Source organism: Rhizobium sp. No.120, assembly GCF_054558365.1.
The window spans coordinates 677,057-695,658 of the sequence record NZ_BAAJNQ010000001.1; the positions used below are offsets into that span (position 1 = coordinate 677,057).

Below are 18,602 nucleotides of genomic sequence, written 5' to 3' on the forward strand. Positions count from 1 at the left end.
TTCGTGCCAAACATATCGACTCGGCGCTGCGCACGACGCTTGCCAATCCTCGCGCTGCGGAAATGGGGCGAGCATGTTGCGCCGAGCCACGTATGGGCCGGCGCCTAATTATGGTGAATTATGCGTTGTTCTTAGCGCATTTTTAAGCATGTTTGCTAATCATGGCGATATGTAACCGCCAGAGCTCAGGTGTTGTTTTTGCCTGGCTCCCGTTTGCCGACCCAATCGGCCCGCGCGCATGAGCGCCCGCGGCAAGGTTCCGATGTCTCCCTGTATGTGTTGCGTATTGTTGCGTTCGGAGTTCATGTGCTGTGAGTATTTTTTCGACCTTCATCAGGGTCAGTCCCTCTATGAATACAGCGCTGGAAGTGCTGAGGGACACCCAGGCTAAGCTGGGTAATGCCGAACGACAGATGTCGTCCGGCCTGCGGGTTCAAACGGCCAGAGACAATGCTACGTACTGGAAAATCTCGACCTTGACGCATACTGACGTCGGGGCGATTTCGTCGGTTCAGGACGCGCTGGGTCTAGCCGCCTCGACCGTCGGCACGGCTTCCACGGGTGTCGGCAGCGCGATCGATGTCGTGACCGAGATCAGGACGAAGCTTGTCAGTGCCTATGAGACCAGCGTCGACAAGACTAAACTCAATGATGAAATCACGCAGCTGAAACAGCAGCTGCGCAGCATCGGAGAGTCCGCGACCTTCAATGGCGTCAACTGGACCGTGCTGCGGGACGGCGCCAATCCCACGGATCCGCACGAAGTGCCGGGTTCGCTGATCCGCGGCAGCAACGGGACAGTCGCGATCGGCATGCTGAGCTATGCCGGTGTGAGATCGACGACAGGCCCGATCACCTCAGCCGACGCTCGTTATCTGATCGATGATCAGTCGAGCGGCTCCGGCGGATATGGCGTGCTGACTTCGACGTCTTTCGCGACCGAGGTTGGGGCCGCGAGGAATTATGTGCTCGTCAGCAGCCAGAACGGCAATACGAGCGGCCAGGTGGAGATCTCGCTCGATGCCAACACCACGCAGGGAGCCATCGCCGACATGGTCAACACAGTGACGGGAATGTTGAACCAGCTCAAGACGATCGGATCTGCCTTCGGCTCTCTCGAATCGCGCATCGATCTTCAGACCGAGTTCGCCAAGAGACTGAGCGATTCCTTGACCAGCGGTGTCGGGAAGCTTGTCGATGCCGATATGGAGCAGCAATCGAGCAAAGTTCTGGCGCTGCAGGCTCAGCAACAACTTGGGCTGCAATCTCTCTCGATCGCCAATGCAAGCTACAACACGACTTTGCAGCTTTTCCAGAATCTTTGAGAGCCAACCAAAATCATAAAAGGCAGAGTTATGCGTATCCTAATCGCCTCGGTGGCTTTAGCCGTTTTTTCGCTTGGCTGGAGTGTTCGCGGTGCTCTCAGAGGGAACGTCAATGCGATGGTGATATGGCTCGGCTTTGCAATGTTCTGGGGCCTGATGTCTATTATGTATTCGATGGCTCACGCGAGATATTGAAAGATTGTTGCCGAAAGTCGCTTCTATCCCAAAGATATAAGGGCGTTATAGATTTCTCTTCACGATATTGCCGCAATGCTTCATATCTGCTGCGGCCATCGAACCGGAGAGCGATGATTCCATGATCAAGAGAATTGCCATTCTTGCCCTAGCGGCAGCCTTTTTGAACGCATGCACGACCACCGATCCCTATACGGGGGAGCAGAAAGTTTCCAATACGGCCGGCGGTGCAGCGATCGGTGCCGGTGTCGGCGCTGTCGCCGGTCTTCTGATCGGTCACTCGCCGGCCTCGCGCCGCAATGCAGCGCTGATCGGCGCGGGCGTCGGTGCGCTCGCAGGTGCGGGCATCGGCAACTACATGGACCAGCAGGAATCCGAGCTGCGTGCGCAGCTGCAGGGCACCGGCGTCTCGGTGACCCGCGTCGGCGACCGCATCATCCTGAACATGCCGTCGGCAATCACCTTCGACGTCGACCAGGATGCGATCAAGCCGGAATTCTTCCCGACGCTCAATTCCGTCGCGATCGTGCTGCGCAAGTTCAACCGCACGTTGATCGACGTGAACGGCCATACGGATTCGACCGGCAGCCTGCAGCATAACCAGGATCTGTCCGAACGCCGCGCCGGATCGGTTGCGTCCTATCTCGGCAGCCAGGGTATCGATCAGCGCCGCATGTCGGCCATCGGCTTCGGTCCCTCGCAGCCGGTTGCAACGAACGCGACGGAGGCTGGCCGCGCGCAGAACCGCCGCGTCGAGATCCAGATCGCACCGATCACGCAGAACGGCTAAGCCTTTCCGAACAAAAACGGCCGGGTCTCGCGATCCGGCCGTTTTCTTTGCGCGTCCGATCACGCATGCATGCTCGCGCCCTTGGTGATCTTGTCGACGATTTTCCTGTCGGCGCGCAAGGCGATGCCGACGACCTTGGCATCTTCCGGCGCGAATTCGGAAAAGACGGCGCGGTTGGCCGCGTCATGCCCGGTTGAAAACATTTCTTCTATAAAGATGGAAGACATGACGCCTCGCTCCAGCGAGCGGCGATGGATGGCGGCTATGCTCTCCTTATCGGCCGTGAGCACGATGATGGGCTGGATCGACAATGCGTTGTAGACGTTGCCGGTGCGATCGCGATAGGCTTCGCCTATGATATCGGGATTTTGTCCAGCTATGCCTGTCGACAGGAAGGCCGTTACATTCAGCTTTTGCCAGGATTGAAGGTCGCTTCGCAGAACGATCGCGATTTTGGTATCGAACATCGATGGTCACTTTCATGCAGTCTGGAAATGGGACATTGCACGAGGATGTAGCCGGACAGATCTTCGAGGGTCTTGAACGTTTGTGCGTGACGCCGGAGAGCAATCGCATCCTGTCCGCGCCTGCCTATCCGGGCATCGAACGCATTCAGGCGCAGTTTCGCGGCGATGCCTTCGAACTGCACCGGCACGATACCTATGCGCTCGGCGTCACCATGCGCGGCGTGCAGACATTCCGCTATCGCGGCGAACAGCGCTACAGCCTGCCCGGGCGGGTGATCATCCTTCATCCGGACGAACTGCATGACGGCGGAGCCGCGACCGAGGATGGCCTCGTGTACCGGATGCTGTATTTGGAACCATCGGTGCTGTTTCAATGCCTTGAGTTGGCGCGTGTCGGCCTGCCTTTCGTCGATGACCCCGTGGTGGAGGACAATCGTCTCGCCGGCTTGTTGCTCGCGGCGCTTGGCGAGCTCGATCGCGAGCTGGATGAGCTCTTCGTCGACGATTTCGTCTCGCGGCTCACCGACGGACTTGTCCAGCATGCCCGTTTGCCGCAACGGCCCTTGGGCAGCATTGCTTGGGGGCAGGTGAAGACTGCGCGGGACTATCTCGAGGCGCATGTCACGCGGGGTGTGCGCTCGCAGGAATTGGAGCGCATCACCGGTCTTGATCGCTTTGCGCTTGCGCGGCATTTCCGCGCCGCCTTTGCAACAAGCCCGCACCGGTTCCTACTGATGCGGCGGTTGCAACAGGCAAAGGCGATGATCGGCGCGGGGCAGCCGATCGCGGAAGTGGCCGCCGCAACTGGCTTTGCCGATCAGAGCCATCTCACCCGGCATTTCAAGAAGGCATTCGGCATTGCTCCAGGTGCTTGGAACAACATGGTTCAAAGAACCGGTTAGCCGGGATTGCCCCTCTCAATGAAGGCCGAGGAACTGCTTGAGCTCCGGCGTTTGCGGATTGGCGAAGACTTTGCCGGGCGGGCCGATTTCGTGCACACGACCCTGGTGCATGAAGACGACGCGCGAGCAGACGTCCCGCGCGAATTTCATCTCGTGCGTCACCATCAGCAGCGTCATGCCTTCGCTTGCCAGCTCGCGTACGACCGCGAGAACTTCCGCGACCAGCTCCGGGTCCAGCGCGGAGGTGATTTCGTCGCAGAGCAGTGCGATCGGCTGCATGGCGAGCGCTCTCGCGATGGCGACGCGCTGCTGCTGGCCGCCGGAGAGTTCATCCGGATAGGCGTCGAACTTGTGCCCAAGGCCGACGCGATCGAGCATGCGCCGCGCCACCGCCTCGGCTTCGGCCTTGGCGGTCTTCTTGACGACCATCTGCGAGAGCATGACGTTGCGTCCCGCGCTCAGATGCGGGAAGAGATTGAACTGCTGGAAGATCATGCCGACCTTCAGCCGGAGCGCCTTCAGATGAAGGTCGTCGGGCAGTAGCTGTGCGCCCGCGACGGAGATCGAGCCGTCATTGATCGTTTCCAGCCCATTGATGCAGCGCAGCAGCGTCGATTTTCCCGAACCGCTCTTGCCGATAATGGCGATGACTTCGCCGGGCTCGACATCGAGGTTGATGCCCTTCAGGACTTCGTTGGTGCCGAAGCTCTTGCGGACTTCAGTGATTTCGATGAGCGACATTGAGCTTCCTCTCCAGGATCTGGCTGCTTTTCGACAGTGGCCAGCACAGGGCGAAATAGATGAGCGCGACAAAGCCGTAGACGGTGAATGGCTGGAAGGTCGCGTTGGTGATGACGGTGCCGGCCTTCGACAGCTCGACGAAGCCGATGATGGAGGTCAGGGCCGTGCCCTTGACGACCTGCACGGAGAAGCCGACCGTCGGCGGCACGGCGATGCGCAGCGCCTGGGGCAGGATGACGTAGCGCATCTGCTGCAGATAGCCCATCCCGAGACTTGCCGATGCTTCCCATTGGCCCTTGGCCACAGCCTCGACGCAGCCGCGCCAGATTTCGGTCAGGAAGGCTGATGACCAGAGGGTGAGCGCGACGCCGGCTGCCAGCCAGGCCGGAACGTCTATACCGAAGAGCCCGAGACCGAAGAAGGCAAGGAAGAGCTGCATCAGCAGCGGCGTGCCTTGGAACAGCTCGACGAAATATCTGACCGCAATGCGGCCGGCCTTGGCCTTGCCGATGCGAAGGAACAGCAGGATTGCGCCGACGATGGTACCGCCGGCGAACGAGACGAGCGACAGCAATACCGTCCAGCGTGCGGCCAGGAGCAGGCCGCGCAGAATATCCCATGTGGTGAATTGGATCATTGGCGGACCCTGCGTGGAAAGATCATCTTGCCCACGACCGCGAGTACCTGTCGAAGCAGGACCGCCAGCGCGAGGTAGATCGCCGTGGAGACGAAATAGGCTTCGAAGGCGCGGAAAGAACGCGACTGGATGAAGTTTGCGGCGAAGGTCAGATCCTCGGCGGCGATCTGCGAGACGACAGAGGAGCCGAGCATGACGATGACGACTTGCGACGACAGTGCCGGCCAGATGCGCTGCAGGGACGGAACGAGGATGACATGCCGGAAGGTTTCGAACCGGGTCATGGCAAGGCTGGCGCCGGCTTCGAACTGCCCGCGCGGCGTTGCCTGTATGCCGGCGCGGATGATCTCGCAACTATAGGCGCCGAGATTGATGATCATTGCGAGATTGGCGGCGGTCATCTCGTTCATCTGAACGCCGATGCCCGGTAGACCGAAGAAAATGAAGAAGAGCTGGATTAGAAACGGCGTATTGCGGATGAGCTCGACATAGGCGGCCACGAAGGGTTTGAGCCATCTGGGACCGAGTGCACGCGCCCAGGCGCAGGCAATTCCGAGGAGAATGCCAAGCACGGCACCGATAAGGGTCAGCTCCACCGTGACGAGAATGCCCTTGATCAGCGTAGGATAGTATTCGGCAAGCCAGCCGAAATCGAAATGATAGCGCATGGGAGAAAGCCTCGCTCGGACCGATCATGCCGCAGAATCACGGCACGATCGGTCCTGCGTTGATCAGAAGCCGGCCGGCAGGTCGGCGCCCAGCCACTTCTGCGACATCTTGTTCAGTGTCCCGTCCGCCTTGGCGGCGGCAACGATGTCGTCGACCTTCTTCTGCAATGCCGGCTCGTTCTTGTTCAGGCCGATGAAGCAGGGAGAGTTGGTGATGAGGAATTTCATCTCGGGCTTCTTCGGCGGGTTCTTGGCGAGAATGGCCGCCGCGACGACATTGCCGGTGGCAACCAGCTGGACCTGTCCGGACAGAAAGGCGGAGATGGTGCCGTTATTGTCCTCGTAGCGCTTGATTGTCGCATCTTGCGGTGCAACCTTGGTCAATGCCAGATCCTCGATCGCGCCGCGGGTGACGCCGATCGTCTTGCCGGAAAGCTCCTCCGGCTTTGCTGCCGCGACGTCGCCGGGGCCGAAGACGCCGTTGAAGAACGGGGCATAGGCTTGAGAGAAATCGATGACCTTTTCTCGGTCTGGATTCTTGCCGAGGCTCGAGATCACCAGATCCACCTTGTTCGTCTGCAGATAGGGAATGCGGTTGGCGCTGGTGACCGGGACAAGTTCCGTTTTCACACCAAGTTTTTCGCCGATCAGATTGGCCATGTCGATGTCATAGCCCATCGGCGCCATGTCCGTGCCGACGCTGCCGAAGGGCGGAAAGTCCTGCGGGACGGCGACGCGGAGCGTGCCGCGCGAGGTTATGTCGCTCAAGGCATCCGCCCGAGCTGCGCCAGGGGCGGAAATCGTCCCCATTGCCAGCATCGCAATTCCGAGTGCCATGAGCATTTGTCTGCGCTTCATCGAATGTCCTTCCAATCGTGGCTGTATGAAAGCTGCAAGGCGCAAGGCAAGACATATGCCAGTCGACGGAAGACTGCCCGCAGTGTTGCGAGATGGATGAAAGTGATTGCCCGGTGATCGTTGAAGGGAGGAGTTGATTAAAATATAGGCAGAATTCTGCCGCGATGCTTTTTCCGTCGAACGATCGTCACACCTTTGATCAATCGCACGAAACTTGAACTTATACGCGATAGCAGCTCGTTTTCATCACTGGACAGCGCCGCCCCAAATGCCTCATAGAACCAGTCGAGGGTTAACGCCCTTGATGACCGCGATGGGAGATTCAGATTATGGTTTTGGCTGATGCAAAGGCGGGAACGCGCAACGAGGCCGGCATATCCGCCGTTCTCGGTATTCTGAAGCAGGCTTTCGGTGAGCGTTTCCAGACCGGTGAAAGTTTTCGCGCGCAGCACGCCCATACCACCACCTATATTCCATCGCAGCTGCCGGACGGCGTGGTCTTTGCCGAAACGAGCGAGGACGTGCGGACTGTCGTCAAGGCATGTGCCGAACACAAGGTTCCTGTCATTCCTTTTGGTACCGGGTCTTCGCTGGAGGGACAGGTGAATGCGCCCCAAGGCGGCATTTCCATCGATTTCAGCCGCATGAACCGTATTCTCGAGGTCAATGCCGAGGATCTGGATTGCACGGTCGAGCCCGGCGTCACCCGCGAGCAGCTTAATACCTACTTGCGCGATACCGGCTTGTTTTTTCCGATCGATCCCGGCGCCAATGCCTCGATCGGCGGCATGGCATCGACGCGCGCATCGGGCACCAATGCCGTGCGCTACGGCACGATGAAGGACAATGTTCTGTCCGTGACCGTGGTGACTGCCAATGGCGAGGAAATCCGCACCGCTCGACGCGCGAAGAAATCATCCGCCGGTTACGATCTGACACGGCTCTTTGTCGGAGCCGAAGGCACGCTCGGCGTGCTGACTTCGATCACGCTGCGCCTTCAGGGCATTCCGCAGAAGATCGCCGGCGGCGCCTGCGCTTTTCCGGATATCAAGGCGGCTTCCGATGCCGTCATCATGACCATCCAGATGGGTGTTCCCGTCGCGCGCATCGAGCTGCTCGATGCCATGCAGATGCGGGCCTGCAACCGCTATTCCGGCCTAACCTACGACGAGAAGCCGACTCTCTTCCTTGAATTTCATGGCACCGACGAAACTGTTGCGCTGCAGTCGGCACAATTTGCCGAGATCGCAGCCGAATGCGGCGGCGGTGAATTCCTTTGGACAAGCAATGCGGAAGAGCGCAACAAGCTCTGGAAAGCCCGTCATGACGCCTATTGGGCCTGCCGCGCGCTGGCGCCGGAGCTGGCTGCGCTATCGACAGATGTCTGCGTGCCGATCTCACGCCTTGCCGAATGCGTCGCGGAAACCCAGGCCGATATCGAGGCGCATGGCCTGCTGGCACCGATCGTCGGCCATGCGGGCGACGGCAATTTCCATGTGCTCGTCCTGTTCGACGATAAGACCGCGGAAGGGATCGCCGTCGTCGAGGAGTTCGTCGCGCGTCTCAATGCACGCGCGCTTGCCATGGATGGCACATGCACCGGCGAACATGGCATAGGGCAGGGGAAGATGGCATTTCTGGAGCAGGAACTCGGCGATGCGGTCGATCTGATGCGTCAAATCAAGGAGTCGCTCGATCCGGACGGCATTTTCAATCCAGGGAAGATATTCCGCAGGCACTGAAAGATGGAATATTTTCATGATCTTGGCTTGCTACAGCCGCGAATGACGCTAGGCTGCATCCGCACTTTTCCGGTTTTTGCCATGAAAAGCCACTGACATGCGCTAGATGGGGCATATCTCCTGAAAAAAGCGGCTGTGACAGGCGGAGATCGGGTAGAACCGTGCATAGTCTAACTTATGTCGTGTGCGCTCTGACAAGCGACGCCTGCATATGTTGGGAATGAAGATTGGAGACGATACGCGTTGTTAGGTAGGGTCCTGGTTTTTCTGGGTGGATTGCTCGTGGCGGTGCTGTTCCTAGCGCTGCTCGCTCCGCTCTTCATAGACTGGACCGATTTTCGCAAGAATTTCGAAGAACAGGCAAGCCTCATTATCGGTAAGAAGGTGACCGTTCACGGCACGGTCGATGCCCGTCTTCTGCCGTTCCCGTCGGTGACGCTGCACGATGTCCGTGTCGGCCAGGAGGCTGATGGCACGCCGCTGGTGCAGGTGGCCGAATTCTCCATGGATGCGGAACTTGCGCCTTTCCTTTCCGGGGAAGCGCTGATCTTCGATATGCGGGTGTCCAAGCCCAAGGTACGGCTGCGGCTGCTGAAGGATGGCACGCTCGATTGGATGCGCGGCAGCCGGCCGGAAATTCCCGCAAAGTCCGTCGTGCTCGAAAGCGTTCATGTCGAAGACGGCGATATTCTCTTCATCGACGAGCAGACGGGCAGGACCCGGCATGTCACCGGCCTGAACGCACAGATGTCGGCCAGATCGCTTGCCGGCCCTTGGCGGATCGAGGGTGATGGGGCGCTCGACAACGAGCATGGCAATTTCACCGTTTCCAGCAGCCAGCCTGACGACAACGGCGTCTTGCGCGTCCGCACCCGGCTGATGCCGGATCGCCATCCGCTTAACGTCGACCTAGACGGCGAGTTGAAACTCGTCAACAGTAAGCCCGATTACATGGGCTCCTTCACAGCCGGGGTCAACGACAAGCAGACGCGCGATTCTGTCGACCAGAAGGCGCAACCGCGTATCAAGGGCCGTTTCGAGCTGACGAATGACCGCATTCGCGTTCCCGAATACCGCCTTGAAGTCGGTGCCGATGACGATCCTTACGTCGTTACCGGCGAGGCGACGCTGGATACAGGTTCCAAGCCGGAATTCCTGCTGACAGCCGATGGACAGCAGATCGACGTCAACCGTCTCGGCAATAATAAGGGCACGAACGGCAAGACCAATCGCAACCCGGCAATCTCGGCGCATCAGCGCCTGAACACTCTGATTGCGATTGCGGCTGAAATCCCGGTACCACAGGTTCCCGGCAAGGCGACCTTCCGGCTGCCGGCGATCGTGGCGGGTGACACAACCATACGCGACGTGCAGCTCGATCTCGAACCGGCGGGAACGGGATGGAAGATCGATCATGCGATCGGCACCATGCCCGGTCGCACGCAGGTCGAAGCTCGCGGCAATCTGATGCTGATGGGCGAGCCGAATTTCATCGGCAATCTGGTCGTTGCTTCCAACCAGCCGTCGGGATTGGCCTCATGGCTTGTGGGCTCCGTCGACCCGGCGATACGCCAGCTGCGTCAGGCCGGTTTCTCCGCTGATGTCAGCCTGAAGCATGACGAGCAGCGCTTCGAAAATCTTGAGATCGCAATCGGTCCGGCCACGCTGAAAGGCCGTATCGATCGCCAGAACGGGACGGACAAGAGCCCGGCAAAGCTTGCCGTCGATCTAACCGGCGATGCTCTCGACTTAGACGCGCTGAGGGCGCTGACCGGGCTCTTCACCGGCCAGGATAGCGGAGAATCCCTCTTCGATCATCGGATCACTGCGCATCTGCAGGCTGAAAAATTCATGGCCTTCGGCGTGCCGGCAGAGAATGTCGATACGTCCTTCTCCATCGCCGACGGCGCCCTGACGATCGATAAGCTTTCCGTGCGCAATGTCGCCGGTGCCGAAATTACCGCAACCGGCCGCGCCGACGGCTCGCCTTCCGACTACAAAGGATCGGGCGAGATCACCTTCAAGGCCGCCGATCCCGGGCCGTTCTTCGAAATGCTGCGCCAGCATCTGCCGCATCACCCCGTCATGGACCGGTTGGTGCGCAATGCCGCATGGTATGGAAATACGGCTCTTCGCGGGGCGGTGACGCTCGGCGGGGATCAGGACAATGCGCTGACGGTGACGCTTGCTGGCGTTTCCAACGGCAGCCGCGTCAATTTCGATTATCGCATGTCGGATCTTTCGGCTTTCACGGGCAAGGGCACAACGACGCTCGAGGGAACGCTCGAAAATTCGGTGACGTCGATCCTGTTCGGCCAGGCGGGTCTCGATCCGTTGCCCGTCGAAGCTGATGCCAATGGTCGTCTGACGCTGAAAGTGTCTGCAACCGGTACCGATCCGGCCGATGCCGCGCTGACCTTTGCGACCGACAAGACGTCGTTCACTGCAAACGGCAAGGTGGATGTCCGTCCTTCAACCTTCCTCAATGGCAACATATCGCTATCGCTCGAAAGCGCTGATATCGATCCTTATTTCGTAATGAACGGCATCGGTGTTCCCCAGATGGGTGCCGGCTTGCCGCTGAAGTTCCAGGCACATGCCGCGCTGAACCCGGACAAGATCGTATTTTCGGATATGAAGGGGTTGTTTGCCGACAACAACCTGTCCGGCACGCTGACCGTCGATCGGAAGGCTCCGAATTTGAAGGCATCGGGCGAGCTGACAGTCGATAAGCTGGATTTTGAATGGCTCGCGGAGTCCATCTATGGGCCGATTAGCGATCCGAAGACGGGCGTACTCAACAAGGACAAGCTCGGCCTTCCGGCCTTCAGCGGCATGGATATCGGCGTCAAACTTTCGGCAAAGCAGGTATGGCCCGGCATCTTCGGCCTCATTTCGAATTTCACCGCCAATGCGGCCTATAAGGGCGAGGAACTGCGGTTGAACGATCTGGCGGGCGGCTGGAGCGGCGGTACGCTCACCGGAAGCGCGATGTTCGCCAATTCCGATGGTACGGGCCTGCTGCAGACAAAGCTCAGCCTCGCCAATGGCGATCTTGCGACTGTTGCCTGGCAGCGCGATGGAGCGCCGCTTGCGACCGGCCGCTTCGGTCTTGCAATGAACGCGGAAGCGAGTGGCAAGAGCATTGCCGATCTTGCAGCCAACGCCAGCGGTTCGGGCGAAATCAAGCTCGGCGAGACGCATGTGCGGGGCCTCAATCTTTCCATCCTGCCGCCGCTGCTTTCGGCGACGGATCAGGTTCAGGGTGATGTTACCGCCGCTAAGGTGCTGCCGATCGTGCAGACGCTGCTCAATAATGGCGAAGCGGCCCTTCCAGCGACGAGCATCCCTTTCAACATTTCCGCGGGCGTGGTGCGGGCAACCAATATCGCCGCCAGCAATGATCTAGCAAAGCTTTCGGGCAATGCTGAAATCAGCCTGCCGGATGAGCGCATGCGCGGCTCTCTCGGCATCGATTTCAATGCTGGCGCGGAAGCGCAGAGTGGGGCGGAACCGGCCTTGCGTCTCGATTTCGCCGGACCGCTCTCCGCACCTGGCCGGACGATGGATATCACTGACGTCACCAGCTTCCTGTCGGTTCGCGCATTCGAGCGCGAGCGCCGACGAGTGGAGCGCTTGCAGGCTAATGTGCTTGAAAAGCAGCGGCTGCGCCGTGAAGTGGGGCTCTATAAATATGTGGCCGGCGTGCGCGAGGCTCAGCGCCAGCGCGACGCCGCCATCGAGCAGCAACGTCGTGCAGAAGAAGAACGGTTACGCAATTTAGCCCAGCAGGCGGCCGCTCAGAAGCAGGCGGAGGAAGAGGTGCGCGCGAAGCAGGCGGCGGAGGAAGCGGCCAAGGCCAAGGCGGCTGCCGATGCGCGAGCCAAGGCCGAAGCGCAGCATCCGCCGGCACCTTTGAATTTCAATGAGCTGCCGGGAGTTGCCCAGTAAACCAGGAAGTTATGGATCGATTCGCATCTGGTAGGTGAAGCGCTCACGACATCCTCGTGAGCCACTCTGCGACCCCTCAGTGGCGATCCTTCAGCCATTTGAGAACGTAGAGGCGAAGCGCAGAGGAGAGGTTGCTGCCGGCTTCGCGGCCATCGTCGATCTCGGAGATCAGCGCGGCGAGTGAGGTTCCACGCGCATTGGCGATAGCCTTCAGTTCTGCCCAGAAGGCATCCTCAAGGGAAAAGCTCGTGCGATGGCCATGCAGCGTCGCGGAATGTTTACGGATCATCGGCGGATCGATCAAAAATCGGAAATGGCGGGATATTTCTGAAAGTGATTCAAAATGCGGAAGTAAGCAACTGATTTCTGAAGTTTTTTATCTCAACACCCAAATTAGTCTTCGGTCTTATTGGTTTCGATTCGGCCGGCCTCGTGCGCCTTTGCGGTCTTTTCGTTAAGCGTTGTCGTCAGCTTCTTCTCAGCCTTGGTCCGTCCGAAGGCGATGCGGTTTTGCTCCGCTTGCTTTTCCTTGTCCGAGCGGGCCTGCTTCTTACGAAACTGGCGCAGGTTGACGATTTCGGCGCTCATCGATCTCTTCCCATTGCCGATATGAAAAAGGGAAGCGAATGCTTCCCTCCAATGACTATTGCTTCTTGCGGAACGCGTCGAGGGAGACGACCGATCCCGGCTTCTTTTCCTCGCCTTCTTTGGCTGCAGTCGCCGTCGGTTCCTCGCCTTCGACCGGCACCGGATAGGCCGTGATTTCGCCGGAGGACGTCTCCTCTTCTTCGTCGGCGAGCGGCACGTCGAATTCCAATTCGAAATTGACGGAGGGATCGTAGAAACCGCGGATGGCGTTGAAGGGAACGACCAGCTTTTCCGGAACGTCAGAGAAGGAGAGGCCAATCTCGAACTGGCTTTCGCTGATCTTCAGATCCCAGAACTGGTGCTGGATAACGATAGTCATCTGCTCGGGATACTTCGCCTTCAGGTGCTGCGAAATGCGCACACCGGGGGCGCCGGTCAGAAAAGTGATAAAGAAATGGTGGTCACCGGGCAGGCGGCCTGTAGCGCCGACCTCGGTCAGCACCTTGCGGATTACTCCTCGCAGGGCGTCCTGTGCCAAAATGTCGTAGCGGATATGATCCTGCCCCATGCTTTCCTGTCTTTCGTTGGCCATGCTTTTTATAGGCTTATGCCACGCTGAACGGCGCCGGAAAAGCCCTATGCGCGAGTCACCGCGTGTCGATCTATAATATAGCACTGGAGAAGAAGGTGAAGGCTTCTGTTGCCAGGTGCCTTCGAACCCCGCCTAAGAGTGCGACCCCTTAGGACTTTATTTGAAGTGCCACACCGCGATTAAGCAGCGAGACGAGCTTCCGCATAGTTGTCGTTTGCAACTACAATTTTAGCCCGATAACGGCGGTACAATGCCGAGCGAAAAGTCGATCTTTACACCCTTGTCGATCCTGTTTCGCCCCCATCAAAAGCCGGTCTGACGCCAGTCTTGCCGGCCGGTTTTTGGTGGAGGCGCCGGGTACCGCCCCCGGGTCCAATAGGTTTATTACACCGCTCATTTATCGCCATAGCCGGCCCGAAGACCGGCAAGGCTGATATAGTGTTTTCCGCAGGCGAAGGGAAGGGCAATTGTCATAAATGCTTCGCGGAAACATCGGTTTGCCCGCAAGGCAGCGAGATTTGCCTGAATTACGCTTGGCCGCGGTTGGTTTCGCAGCGGCTTGTCATTAGAATTGCAAGAAAGGAATCGGCAGGCCGCTGTAGGGCAGCCTTGCGGCCGAAAAATTCAAGCGATTTCGGAGCGGAAGATGGCTCGTCACCCGGAGTATCAATATCTCGACCTGATGGCGCATCTGCTGGAGCGTGGCGATCGCCGCATCGATCGCACCGGCGTCGGCACCTTGAGCGGTCTCGGCGCGATGATGCGCTTCGATCTCTCAAAGGGGCAGATTCCGATCTTCACGACGAAGCGGGTTTATTGGAAACTCGCCGTCAAGGAGATGCTCTGGTTTCTGACCGGCGACACCAATATCCGCAATCTGCTGAAGGAAAATGTGCGGATCTGGACCGATTGGCCGCTCGCCAAATATCGCAAGGCCACGGGCGAGGAGATCGATCAGGTTGCTTTTGAGAAGCGTATCTTGGAGGACGAGGCCTTTGCTCTGCAATGGGGCGATCTCGGCCCGGTCTATGGCAAGCAATGGCGACAATGGCGCGATGCCGAAGGCCGCGTGCATGACCAGCTTGCCGCTGTTATCAAGGATCTCAAGACCAATCCCAGCAGCCGCCGCATGATCTTCCACGCCTGGAATGTCGGCGAGCTTGCCGATATGGCGCTGCATCCTTGCCATATGGTCTATCAGTTCCACGTATCGAACATCTCGGCCGACGGGGGCAAGCGTCCGCGTCTCAGCCTGATGGTCTTCCAGCGCTCCTGCGATCTATTCCTGGGCAATCCCTTCAACATCTGCCAGCAGGCGGTTTTGCTCGCCATGGTCGCGCAGCAGGTCGATATGGATATGGGCGAGCTCGTCTGGTCGGGCGGAGACGTCCACCTCTATCTCAATCATCTGGATGCCATTCGCGAACAGCTCAGCCGCGAACCTAAGCCGTTCCCGACCTTGCGTTTGCTGCGCCATCCGGACAGCATAGATGATTATCGTATCGAGGATTTCGAGGTTCTGGGGTATGAACCACATGCGGCGATCGCGGCCGAAGTCGCGGTTTAGGCGTTTCGACCAGCAACGAGGACGGCGCCGCTGACGAGCAGCAATGCTCCGACAAGCTGCCATAGGCTGAAGCTGGGCATTGTCTTTCCGGAGATGGCGGCGTCGAATGCCAGGCCGGCCAGGAGCTGGCTTGCGACGAGCACGGCGATGGTGGGGGCCGCGCCGAGCCGTTGATATCCGAGGATACCTGCAAAGACGAAGAACGAGCCGAGCAGGCCCGGCAGCAAGGCCCATGGCCTGATTGCGCCGGCCGCTTCCGCAAGGCCGGCGAGGCCGTTGCGGGAAATCAGGATCGCAAGCAATGCGGTCAGCCCGACCGAGGAGTTGATGACCAGCGTGATCAGCACGGTAGACACTGACTGGGTGATCCGCACCATCAGCGCGTTCTGCAGAACCAGCGATATGCCGGCGAGAATGAGCGTTGCCACCGTGATCGGCATGATGTTTGAGCCTCAGACTGTTGGCTTGCTGTCCGGTTCTGTGCGTTGATCGAGCAGGAGCTGGAGAAATGCCAGATCGAGCCAGCGTCCGAACTTCGTGCCGACCTGTGGCAGAAGGCCGACCTGCTGGAAGCCGAGCTTCTCGTGCAGCCGGATCGAAGCCTCATTGCCTGCCTCGATGCCCGCAACCATCGCATGTTTGCCGATCGCCTGAGCACGCTCGATCAATTCGATTATCAGCGCCTTGCCGATGCCGCCGCGATATTGATCGTTGCGGACGTAGACGGAGTGCTCGACCGTATGCCGGTAGCCGTCGAAGGCGCGCCAGTCGCCGAACGAGGCATAGCCAATGACGTCGCCGCGATCGTCTGTGGCTACTAGCACGGGATAACCGAGCTTATGCCGATCCTGCAGCCACTGCCGGCGATTGGCGATATCGACCAGCGTTTCGTTCCAGATCGCGGCGGTATTGGCGACTGCATCATTGTAGATCGCGGTTATCCCCGCGAGATCCTCGTCTCTCGCATCGCGAATTTGCATTGGTTGGCTCCGTAGGGCATCCACTAAATTGGATGAATATGTGTTTTGTTGCTCTATCCTGTCATACACCGATTTCCATATCTGTCTACTATATTATTACGAAAATCCAGGAAAACAAAACGCTGCCGATGGTTTGTATCTCGGCAACTGCAATAAAATATGCAGAATTTTCAATAGTTAAGCTACTATTTGAGTGAAGCTGCACTTCTTTTCCATACTGCCGAGACCTGTGCGAGTCGATCTTTCGAAGGTGCAGGGCATCGATTGTCATCTCAGCAGAAGTCTACTATAGTAAACGCATGCCTCAACTTGATGATATCGATAGGCGCATAGGCGCACGCATTCGTATCGAACGGGAAAGCCGCGGCTGGTCTTTGACCGAGCTGGCGGACCGCTCCACCGTGTCCCGTGCCATGATCCATAAGATCGAACGCGGCGAAAGCAGCCCGACGGCGACGCTGCTCGGCAAGCTTTCCGGTGCTTTCAGCCTGAGCATGTCGACCCTGATGGCGCGTGCCGAGATGCAGCAGGGCCGGTTTCTCCGAAAGGAAGAGCAGCCCGTCTGGGTCGATCCGCAGACGGGCTATGAGCGCCGGCACGTTTCTCCGAAGTCGGACCTGCCGCTCGATCTGGTCCGCATCGAACTGCCTGCGGGCGCGGAGGTTCCGATGCCCGCATCGGCTTATGCCTTCATGCGGCAGCTCATCTGGGTGCTAGAAGGGCGGCTGACCTTTATCGAGGGGGATGCCAGGCACTCAATGTCGACGGGCGATTGCCTAGAGCTTGGTCCGCCGACGGATTGCGTTTTCAAGAATGAAAGCCGAGAGCCTTGCATCTATGCCGTCCTCGTGCTTCGCAACGCTTGACGGCCGGCGCTAAACTTAGCGTTACCGCAAGGCATTGCGCTCGTCCGGCCGGACGATAGGCGATATGCTGCTATCTTCCTCGATCGGAGAAGGAGATTGGCCGTGGAGATCGCAGTCATCGGGGCCGGTGCCATGGGAAGTGCCATTGGCCAGCGTTTGGTCGAAAACGGGGCGAGGGTGCTCACCTATCTCGAAGGGCGTTCGGCTTCAACTATCGAGCGGGCGAAGGCAGCCGGCATGGAGCCCGCCGGATTGGACGCTATCGCGGCGTCGCCTCTCATTCTTTCCATCGTTCCGCCTGCGGAGGCGATTGCCGTCGCCGAGCAGATTGCCGGCGAAATGCGGCGAAGCGGCCGTAAGCCAACATTCCTTGACTGCAATGCGATCTCGCCGAAGACGATGGCGGAGGTTGCGGCGATCTTCGGCGGCGACTGCGGCGTAGTTCTCGACGGCTCCATCATCGGCGGTCCCCCGAAGCCCGGCCAGAAGGGACCCAAACTTTATGTAAGCGGCGATACAGCGAACGACAGCGGCGTGCTTATGGACCATGGGCTTCAGGTCCGCCGCATCGATGGGGCGATCGGCGCGGCCTCGGCACTGAAGATGTGCTACGCCGGCATCAACAAGGGCGTGACGGGCCTCGGCACGGCCATGCTGCTTGCGGCGATCCGTTCGGGTGCAGATGCTGCCTTGAAGCGCGAACTTCAGGAAAGCCTGCCGGATCTCGATGCGAAATTCGTCTACGGCATTCCGGACATGTATCCGAAAGCCTATCGCTGGGTTGCGGAGATGGAGGAGATTTCCGAGTTCCTCGGCGAGGATGATCCAGCCGCCCTGATCTTCAAAGGCATGGCCGGGCTCTATCGGAAGATGGCCAGAGATCGGGAAAAGGGAGGCCCTTTGGCCGGTCAGCTCGATAAATTGAATAGCGGTGGCTGATGCGAGATTGCGACAGGCGACTTCCATCTGCCGTTGCGGCTAGCATGATGTAAAGTTGCCTCGCCGACTCGCACTGGCGTCGGCGAGGCAGAGCGAGGGAGACGCATGACCCAGCCGATCAAGACCATCGTCGTTGCTGTATCGCGCAACGGCATCATCGGGCGCGAAGGCGATATGCCCTGGCGATTGTCGTCCGATCTCAAACGGTTCAAGGCGATGACGCTCGGCAAGCCTGTCATTATGGGGCGCAAGACGTTCCAGTCGATCGGCAAGCCGCTGCCGGGCCGGCCCAATGTTGTCATCAGCCGTGACGCCGATTTTACAGCCGAGGGAATAATGGTGGCGCATTCGCTCGACGAAGCGATTGAGGCTGCATCCCGTCTGGCGACCGAGAGCAATGTCGACGAAATCTGCATTCTCGGCGGTGGCGAAATCTATCGGCAAGCGATCGGTATGGCAGACCGGCTGCTGGTCACCCATGTCGAGGCCGATGTAGAGGGCGACACACCCTTTCCAAAGATCGATCCGGGCATCTGGCAGGTAGATAGCGAGCTTGCCGTTCCAGCTGGAGAAAAGGATACTTATCCAACGCGTTTCGTTCGCTATTTCAGACGAAAGGCATGAATGCTGCTCCCGAAAAGCAAATATTTTCCAATGAATCCGACGAACTTCCTGAAGTCGCGTTGAAAGCAGGTGCTTCGATACCTATAACGGGAAACAATCGCTGCCGCCTGCGGAGTTCGAGCCATGAGCTCCGCAATTTTCGGCGCGATATCGGGAGTCAACAAACAAAG

At 58.9% G+C, this 18,602-nt stretch carries 19 protein-coding genes and 1 other RNA gene; 9 read left to right on the forward strand and 11 right to left on the reverse strand.

Translation table 11 applies throughout. The annotated features are described in order from the left end of the window. Nucleotides 1-350: 350 nt before the first annotated feature. Nucleotides 351-1,325, forward strand: coding sequence for a flagellin N-terminal helical domain-containing protein (locus tag ACYJRZ_RS03345; protein ID WP_459456927.1), 975 nt, complete (start codon nucleotides 351-353; stop codon nucleotides 1,323-1,325). Between the two features lie 316 nt (nucleotides 1,326-1,641). Further along, the gene (locus tag ACYJRZ_RS03350) at nucleotides 1,642-2,310 is read left to right on the forward strand and encodes an OmpA family protein (protein ID WP_459456059.1); all 669 of its coding nucleotides are present in this window, start codon (nucleotides 1,642-1,644) and stop codon (nucleotides 2,308-2,310) included. Nucleotides 2,311-2,369: 59 nt separating this feature from the next. Here ACYJRZ_RS03350 and ACYJRZ_RS03355 read toward each other — a convergent pair whose 3' ends face one another. Then, entirely contained in the window at nucleotides 2,370-2,777 is a 408-nt protein-coding gene (locus ACYJRZ_RS03355; RefSeq protein ID WP_459456061.1) for a DUF2000 family protein, read from the reverse strand. A 14-nt stretch (nucleotides 2,778-2,791) separates the two neighbouring features. On the opposite strand from ACYJRZ_RS03355, the gene ACYJRZ_RS03360 reads away from it, so the two are divergent. Further along, nucleotides 2,792-3,679, forward strand: coding sequence for an AraC family transcriptional regulator (locus ACYJRZ_RS03360; protein ID WP_459456062.1), 888 nt, complete (start codon nucleotides 2,792-2,794; stop codon nucleotides 3,677-3,679). A 15-nt stretch (nucleotides 3,680-3,694) separates the two neighbouring features. Here ACYJRZ_RS03360 and ACYJRZ_RS03365 read toward each other — a convergent pair whose 3' ends face one another. The 4 genes from ACYJRZ_RS03365 to ACYJRZ_RS03380 form a co-directional block, all read right to left on the reverse strand. Continuing rightward, the gene (locus ACYJRZ_RS03365; protein ID WP_459456064.1) at nucleotides 3,695-4,420 is read right to left on the reverse strand and encodes an amino acid ABC transporter ATP-binding protein; all 726 of its coding nucleotides are present in this window, start codon (nucleotides 4,418-4,420) and stop codon (nucleotides 3,695-3,697) included. After that, complete coding sequence (locus ACYJRZ_RS03370; protein ID WP_113332945.1) at nucleotides 4,398-5,057, reverse strand: amino acid ABC transporter permease; 660 nt, start codon at nucleotides 5,055-5,057, stop codon at nucleotides 4,398-4,400. The genes ACYJRZ_RS03365 and ACYJRZ_RS03370 overlap by 23 nt, the downstream gene beginning before the upstream one ends. Continuing rightward, nucleotides 5,054-5,725 carry an amino acid ABC transporter permease gene (locus ACYJRZ_RS03375; RefSeq protein ID WP_459456067.1) on the reverse strand — a complete coding sequence of 224 codons (672 nt, stop codon included), beginning with the start codon at nucleotides 5,723-5,725 and terminating at the stop codon, nucleotides 5,054-5,056. Before ACYJRZ_RS03375 ends, ACYJRZ_RS03370 begins: the two co-directional genes overlap by 4 nt. Before the next feature lie 63 nt (nucleotides 5,726-5,788). Further along, the gene (locus ACYJRZ_RS03380) at nucleotides 5,789-6,568 is read right to left on the reverse strand and encodes a transporter substrate-binding domain-containing protein (protein ID WP_459456929.1); all 780 of its coding nucleotides are present in this window, start codon (nucleotides 6,566-6,568) and stop codon (nucleotides 5,789-5,791) included. A gap of 344 nt (nucleotides 6,569-6,912) precedes the next feature. Between ACYJRZ_RS03380 and ACYJRZ_RS03385 the strand changes: the two genes are divergently transcribed. Together ACYJRZ_RS03385 and ACYJRZ_RS03390 are read left to right on the forward strand one after the other, a co-directional pair. Beyond that, nucleotides 6,913-8,325, forward strand: a complete 1,413-nt coding sequence (locus tag ACYJRZ_RS03385; protein WP_459456069.1) for an FAD-binding oxidoreductase — start codon at nucleotides 6,913-6,915, stop codon at nucleotides 8,323-8,325. A gap of 243 nt (nucleotides 8,326-8,568) precedes the next feature. Continuing rightward, the gene (locus ACYJRZ_RS03390; RefSeq protein ID WP_459456071.1) at nucleotides 8,569-12,276 is read left to right on the forward strand and encodes an AsmA family protein; all 3,708 of its coding nucleotides are present in this window, start codon (nucleotides 8,569-8,571) and stop codon (nucleotides 12,274-12,276) included. 76 nt (nucleotides 12,277-12,352) lie between these two features. Here the strand turns inward: ACYJRZ_RS03390 and ACYJRZ_RS03395 are convergent, their stop codons facing one another. The 4 genes from ACYJRZ_RS03395 to ssrA form a co-directional block, all read right to left on the reverse strand. Beyond that, nucleotides 12,353-12,565, reverse strand: a complete 213-nt coding sequence (locus ACYJRZ_RS03395; RefSeq protein WP_459456073.1) for a ribbon-helix-helix domain-containing protein — start codon at nucleotides 12,563-12,565, stop codon at nucleotides 12,353-12,355. Between the two features lie 104 nt (nucleotides 12,566-12,669). After that, complete coding sequence (locus tag ACYJRZ_RS03400; protein ID WP_459456075.1) at nucleotides 12,670-12,864, reverse strand: DUF4169 family protein; 195 nt, start codon at nucleotides 12,862-12,864, stop codon at nucleotides 12,670-12,672. A 55-nt stretch (nucleotides 12,865-12,919) separates the two neighbouring features. Next, on the reverse strand, nucleotides 12,920-13,432 hold the full coding sequence (locus tag ACYJRZ_RS03405; RefSeq protein ID WP_459456077.1) for an SspB family protein: 513 nt from the start codon (nucleotides 13,430-13,432) through the stop codon (nucleotides 12,920-12,922). Between the two features lie 118 nt (nucleotides 13,433-13,550). Beyond that, nucleotides 13,551-13,921: a transfer-messenger RNA gene (ssrA, locus tag ACYJRZ_RS03410) on the reverse strand. A 181-nt stretch (nucleotides 13,922-14,102) separates the two neighbouring features. On the opposite strand from ssrA, the gene ACYJRZ_RS03415 reads away from it, so the two are divergent. Then, a complete protein-coding gene (locus ACYJRZ_RS03415) occupies nucleotides 14,103-15,023 on the forward strand; it encodes a thymidylate synthase (protein WP_459456079.1) in 921 nt (306 codons plus the stop codon). Here ACYJRZ_RS03415 and ACYJRZ_RS03420 read toward each other — a convergent pair. Next, nucleotides 15,020-15,463 carry a DMT family transporter gene (locus ACYJRZ_RS03420; RefSeq protein ID WP_459456081.1) on the reverse strand — a complete coding sequence of 148 codons (444 nt, stop codon included), beginning with the start codon at nucleotides 15,461-15,463 and terminating at the stop codon, nucleotides 15,020-15,022. The two genes, ACYJRZ_RS03415 and ACYJRZ_RS03420, sit on opposite strands and share 4 nt — an antisense overlap. A 12-nt stretch (nucleotides 15,464-15,475) precedes the next feature. After that, a complete protein-coding gene (locus tag ACYJRZ_RS03425) occupies nucleotides 15,476-16,003 on the reverse strand; it encodes an N-acetyltransferase family protein (RefSeq protein ID WP_459456083.1) in 528 nt (175 codons plus the stop codon). Nucleotides 16,004-16,302: 299 nt separating this feature from the next. Here ACYJRZ_RS03425 and ACYJRZ_RS03430 point away from each other — a divergent pair, with 299 nt between their 5' ends. From ACYJRZ_RS03430 to ACYJRZ_RS03440, 3 genes are all read left to right on the forward strand, one after another. Next, on the forward strand, nucleotides 16,303-16,869 hold the full coding sequence (locus tag ACYJRZ_RS03430; RefSeq protein ID WP_459456085.1) for a helix-turn-helix domain-containing protein: 567 nt from the start codon (nucleotides 16,303-16,305) through the stop codon (nucleotides 16,867-16,869). A 102-nt stretch (nucleotides 16,870-16,971) separates the two neighbouring features. Beyond that, nucleotides 16,972-17,808, forward strand: coding sequence for an NAD(P)-dependent oxidoreductase (locus ACYJRZ_RS03435; RefSeq protein ID WP_459456088.1), 837 nt, complete (start codon nucleotides 16,972-16,974; stop codon nucleotides 17,806-17,808). A 105-nt stretch (nucleotides 17,809-17,913) separates the two neighbouring features. Further along, nucleotides 17,914-18,432 (forward strand): dihydrofolate reductase, encoded by a 519-nt coding sequence (locus ACYJRZ_RS03440; RefSeq protein WP_459456090.1) that lies wholly within the window; start codon nucleotides 17,914-17,916, stop codon nucleotides 18,430-18,432. Nucleotides 18,433-18,602 lie beyond the last annotated feature (170 nt).

Coding starts and splice junctions, on each gene's coding strand:
- ACYJRZ_RS03345 (WP_459456927.1), top strand. CDS start 351: ATGAATACAGCGCTGGAAGTGCTGAGGGACACCCAGGCTAAGCTGGGT.
- ACYJRZ_RS03350 (WP_459456059.1), top strand. CDS start 1,642: ATGATCAAGAGAATTGCCATTCTTGCCCTAGCGGCAGCCTTTTTGAAC.
- ACYJRZ_RS03355 (WP_459456061.1), bottom strand. CDS start 2,777: ATGTTCGATACCAAAATCGCGATCGTTCTGCGAAGCGACCTTCAATCC.
- ACYJRZ_RS03360 (WP_459456062.1), top strand. CDS start 2,792: ATGCAGTCTGGAAATGGGACATTGCACGAGGATGTAGCCGGACAGATC.
- ACYJRZ_RS03365 (WP_459456064.1), bottom strand. CDS start 4,420: ATGTCGCTCATCGAAATCACTGAAGTCCGCAAGAGCTTCGGCACCAAC.
- ACYJRZ_RS03370 (WP_113332945.1), bottom strand. CDS start 5,057: ATGATCCAATTCACCACATGGGATATTCTGCGCGGCCTGCTCCTGGCC.
- ACYJRZ_RS03375 (WP_459456067.1), bottom strand. CDS start 5,725: ATGCGCTATCATTTCGATTTCGGCTGGCTTGCCGAATACTATCCTACG.
- ACYJRZ_RS03380 (WP_459456929.1), bottom strand. CDS start 6,568: ATGCTCATGGCACTCGGAATTGCGATGCTGGCAATGGGGACGATTTCC.
- ACYJRZ_RS03385 (WP_459456069.1), top strand. CDS start 6,913: ATGGTTTTGGCTGATGCAAAGGCGGGAACGCGCAACGAGGCCGGCATA.
- ACYJRZ_RS03395 (WP_459456073.1), bottom strand. CDS start 12,565: ATGATCCGTAAACATTCCGCGACGCTGCATGGCCATCGCACGAGCTTT.
- ACYJRZ_RS03400 (WP_459456075.1), bottom strand. CDS start 12,864: ATGAGCGCCGAAATCGTCAACCTGCGCCAGTTTCGTAAGAAGCAGGCC.
- ACYJRZ_RS03405 (WP_459456077.1), bottom strand. CDS start 13,432: ATGGGGCAGGATCATATCCGCTACGACATTTTGGCACAGGACGCCCTG.
- ACYJRZ_RS03415 (WP_459456079.1), top strand. CDS start 14,103: ATGGCTCGTCACCCGGAGTATCAATATCTCGACCTGATGGCGCATCTG.
- ACYJRZ_RS03420 (WP_459456081.1), bottom strand. CDS start 15,463: ATGCCGATCACGGTGGCAACGCTCATTCTCGCCGGCATATCGCTGGTT.
- ACYJRZ_RS03425 (WP_459456083.1), bottom strand. CDS start 16,003: ATGCAAATTCGCGATGCGAGAGACGAGGATCTCGCGGGGATAACCGCG.
- ACYJRZ_RS03430 (WP_459456085.1), top strand. CDS start 16,303: ATGCCTCAACTTGATGATATCGATAGGCGCATAGGCGCACGCATTCGT.
- ACYJRZ_RS03440 (WP_459456090.1), top strand. CDS start 17,914: ATGACCCAGCCGATCAAGACCATCGTCGTTGCTGTATCGCGCAACGGC.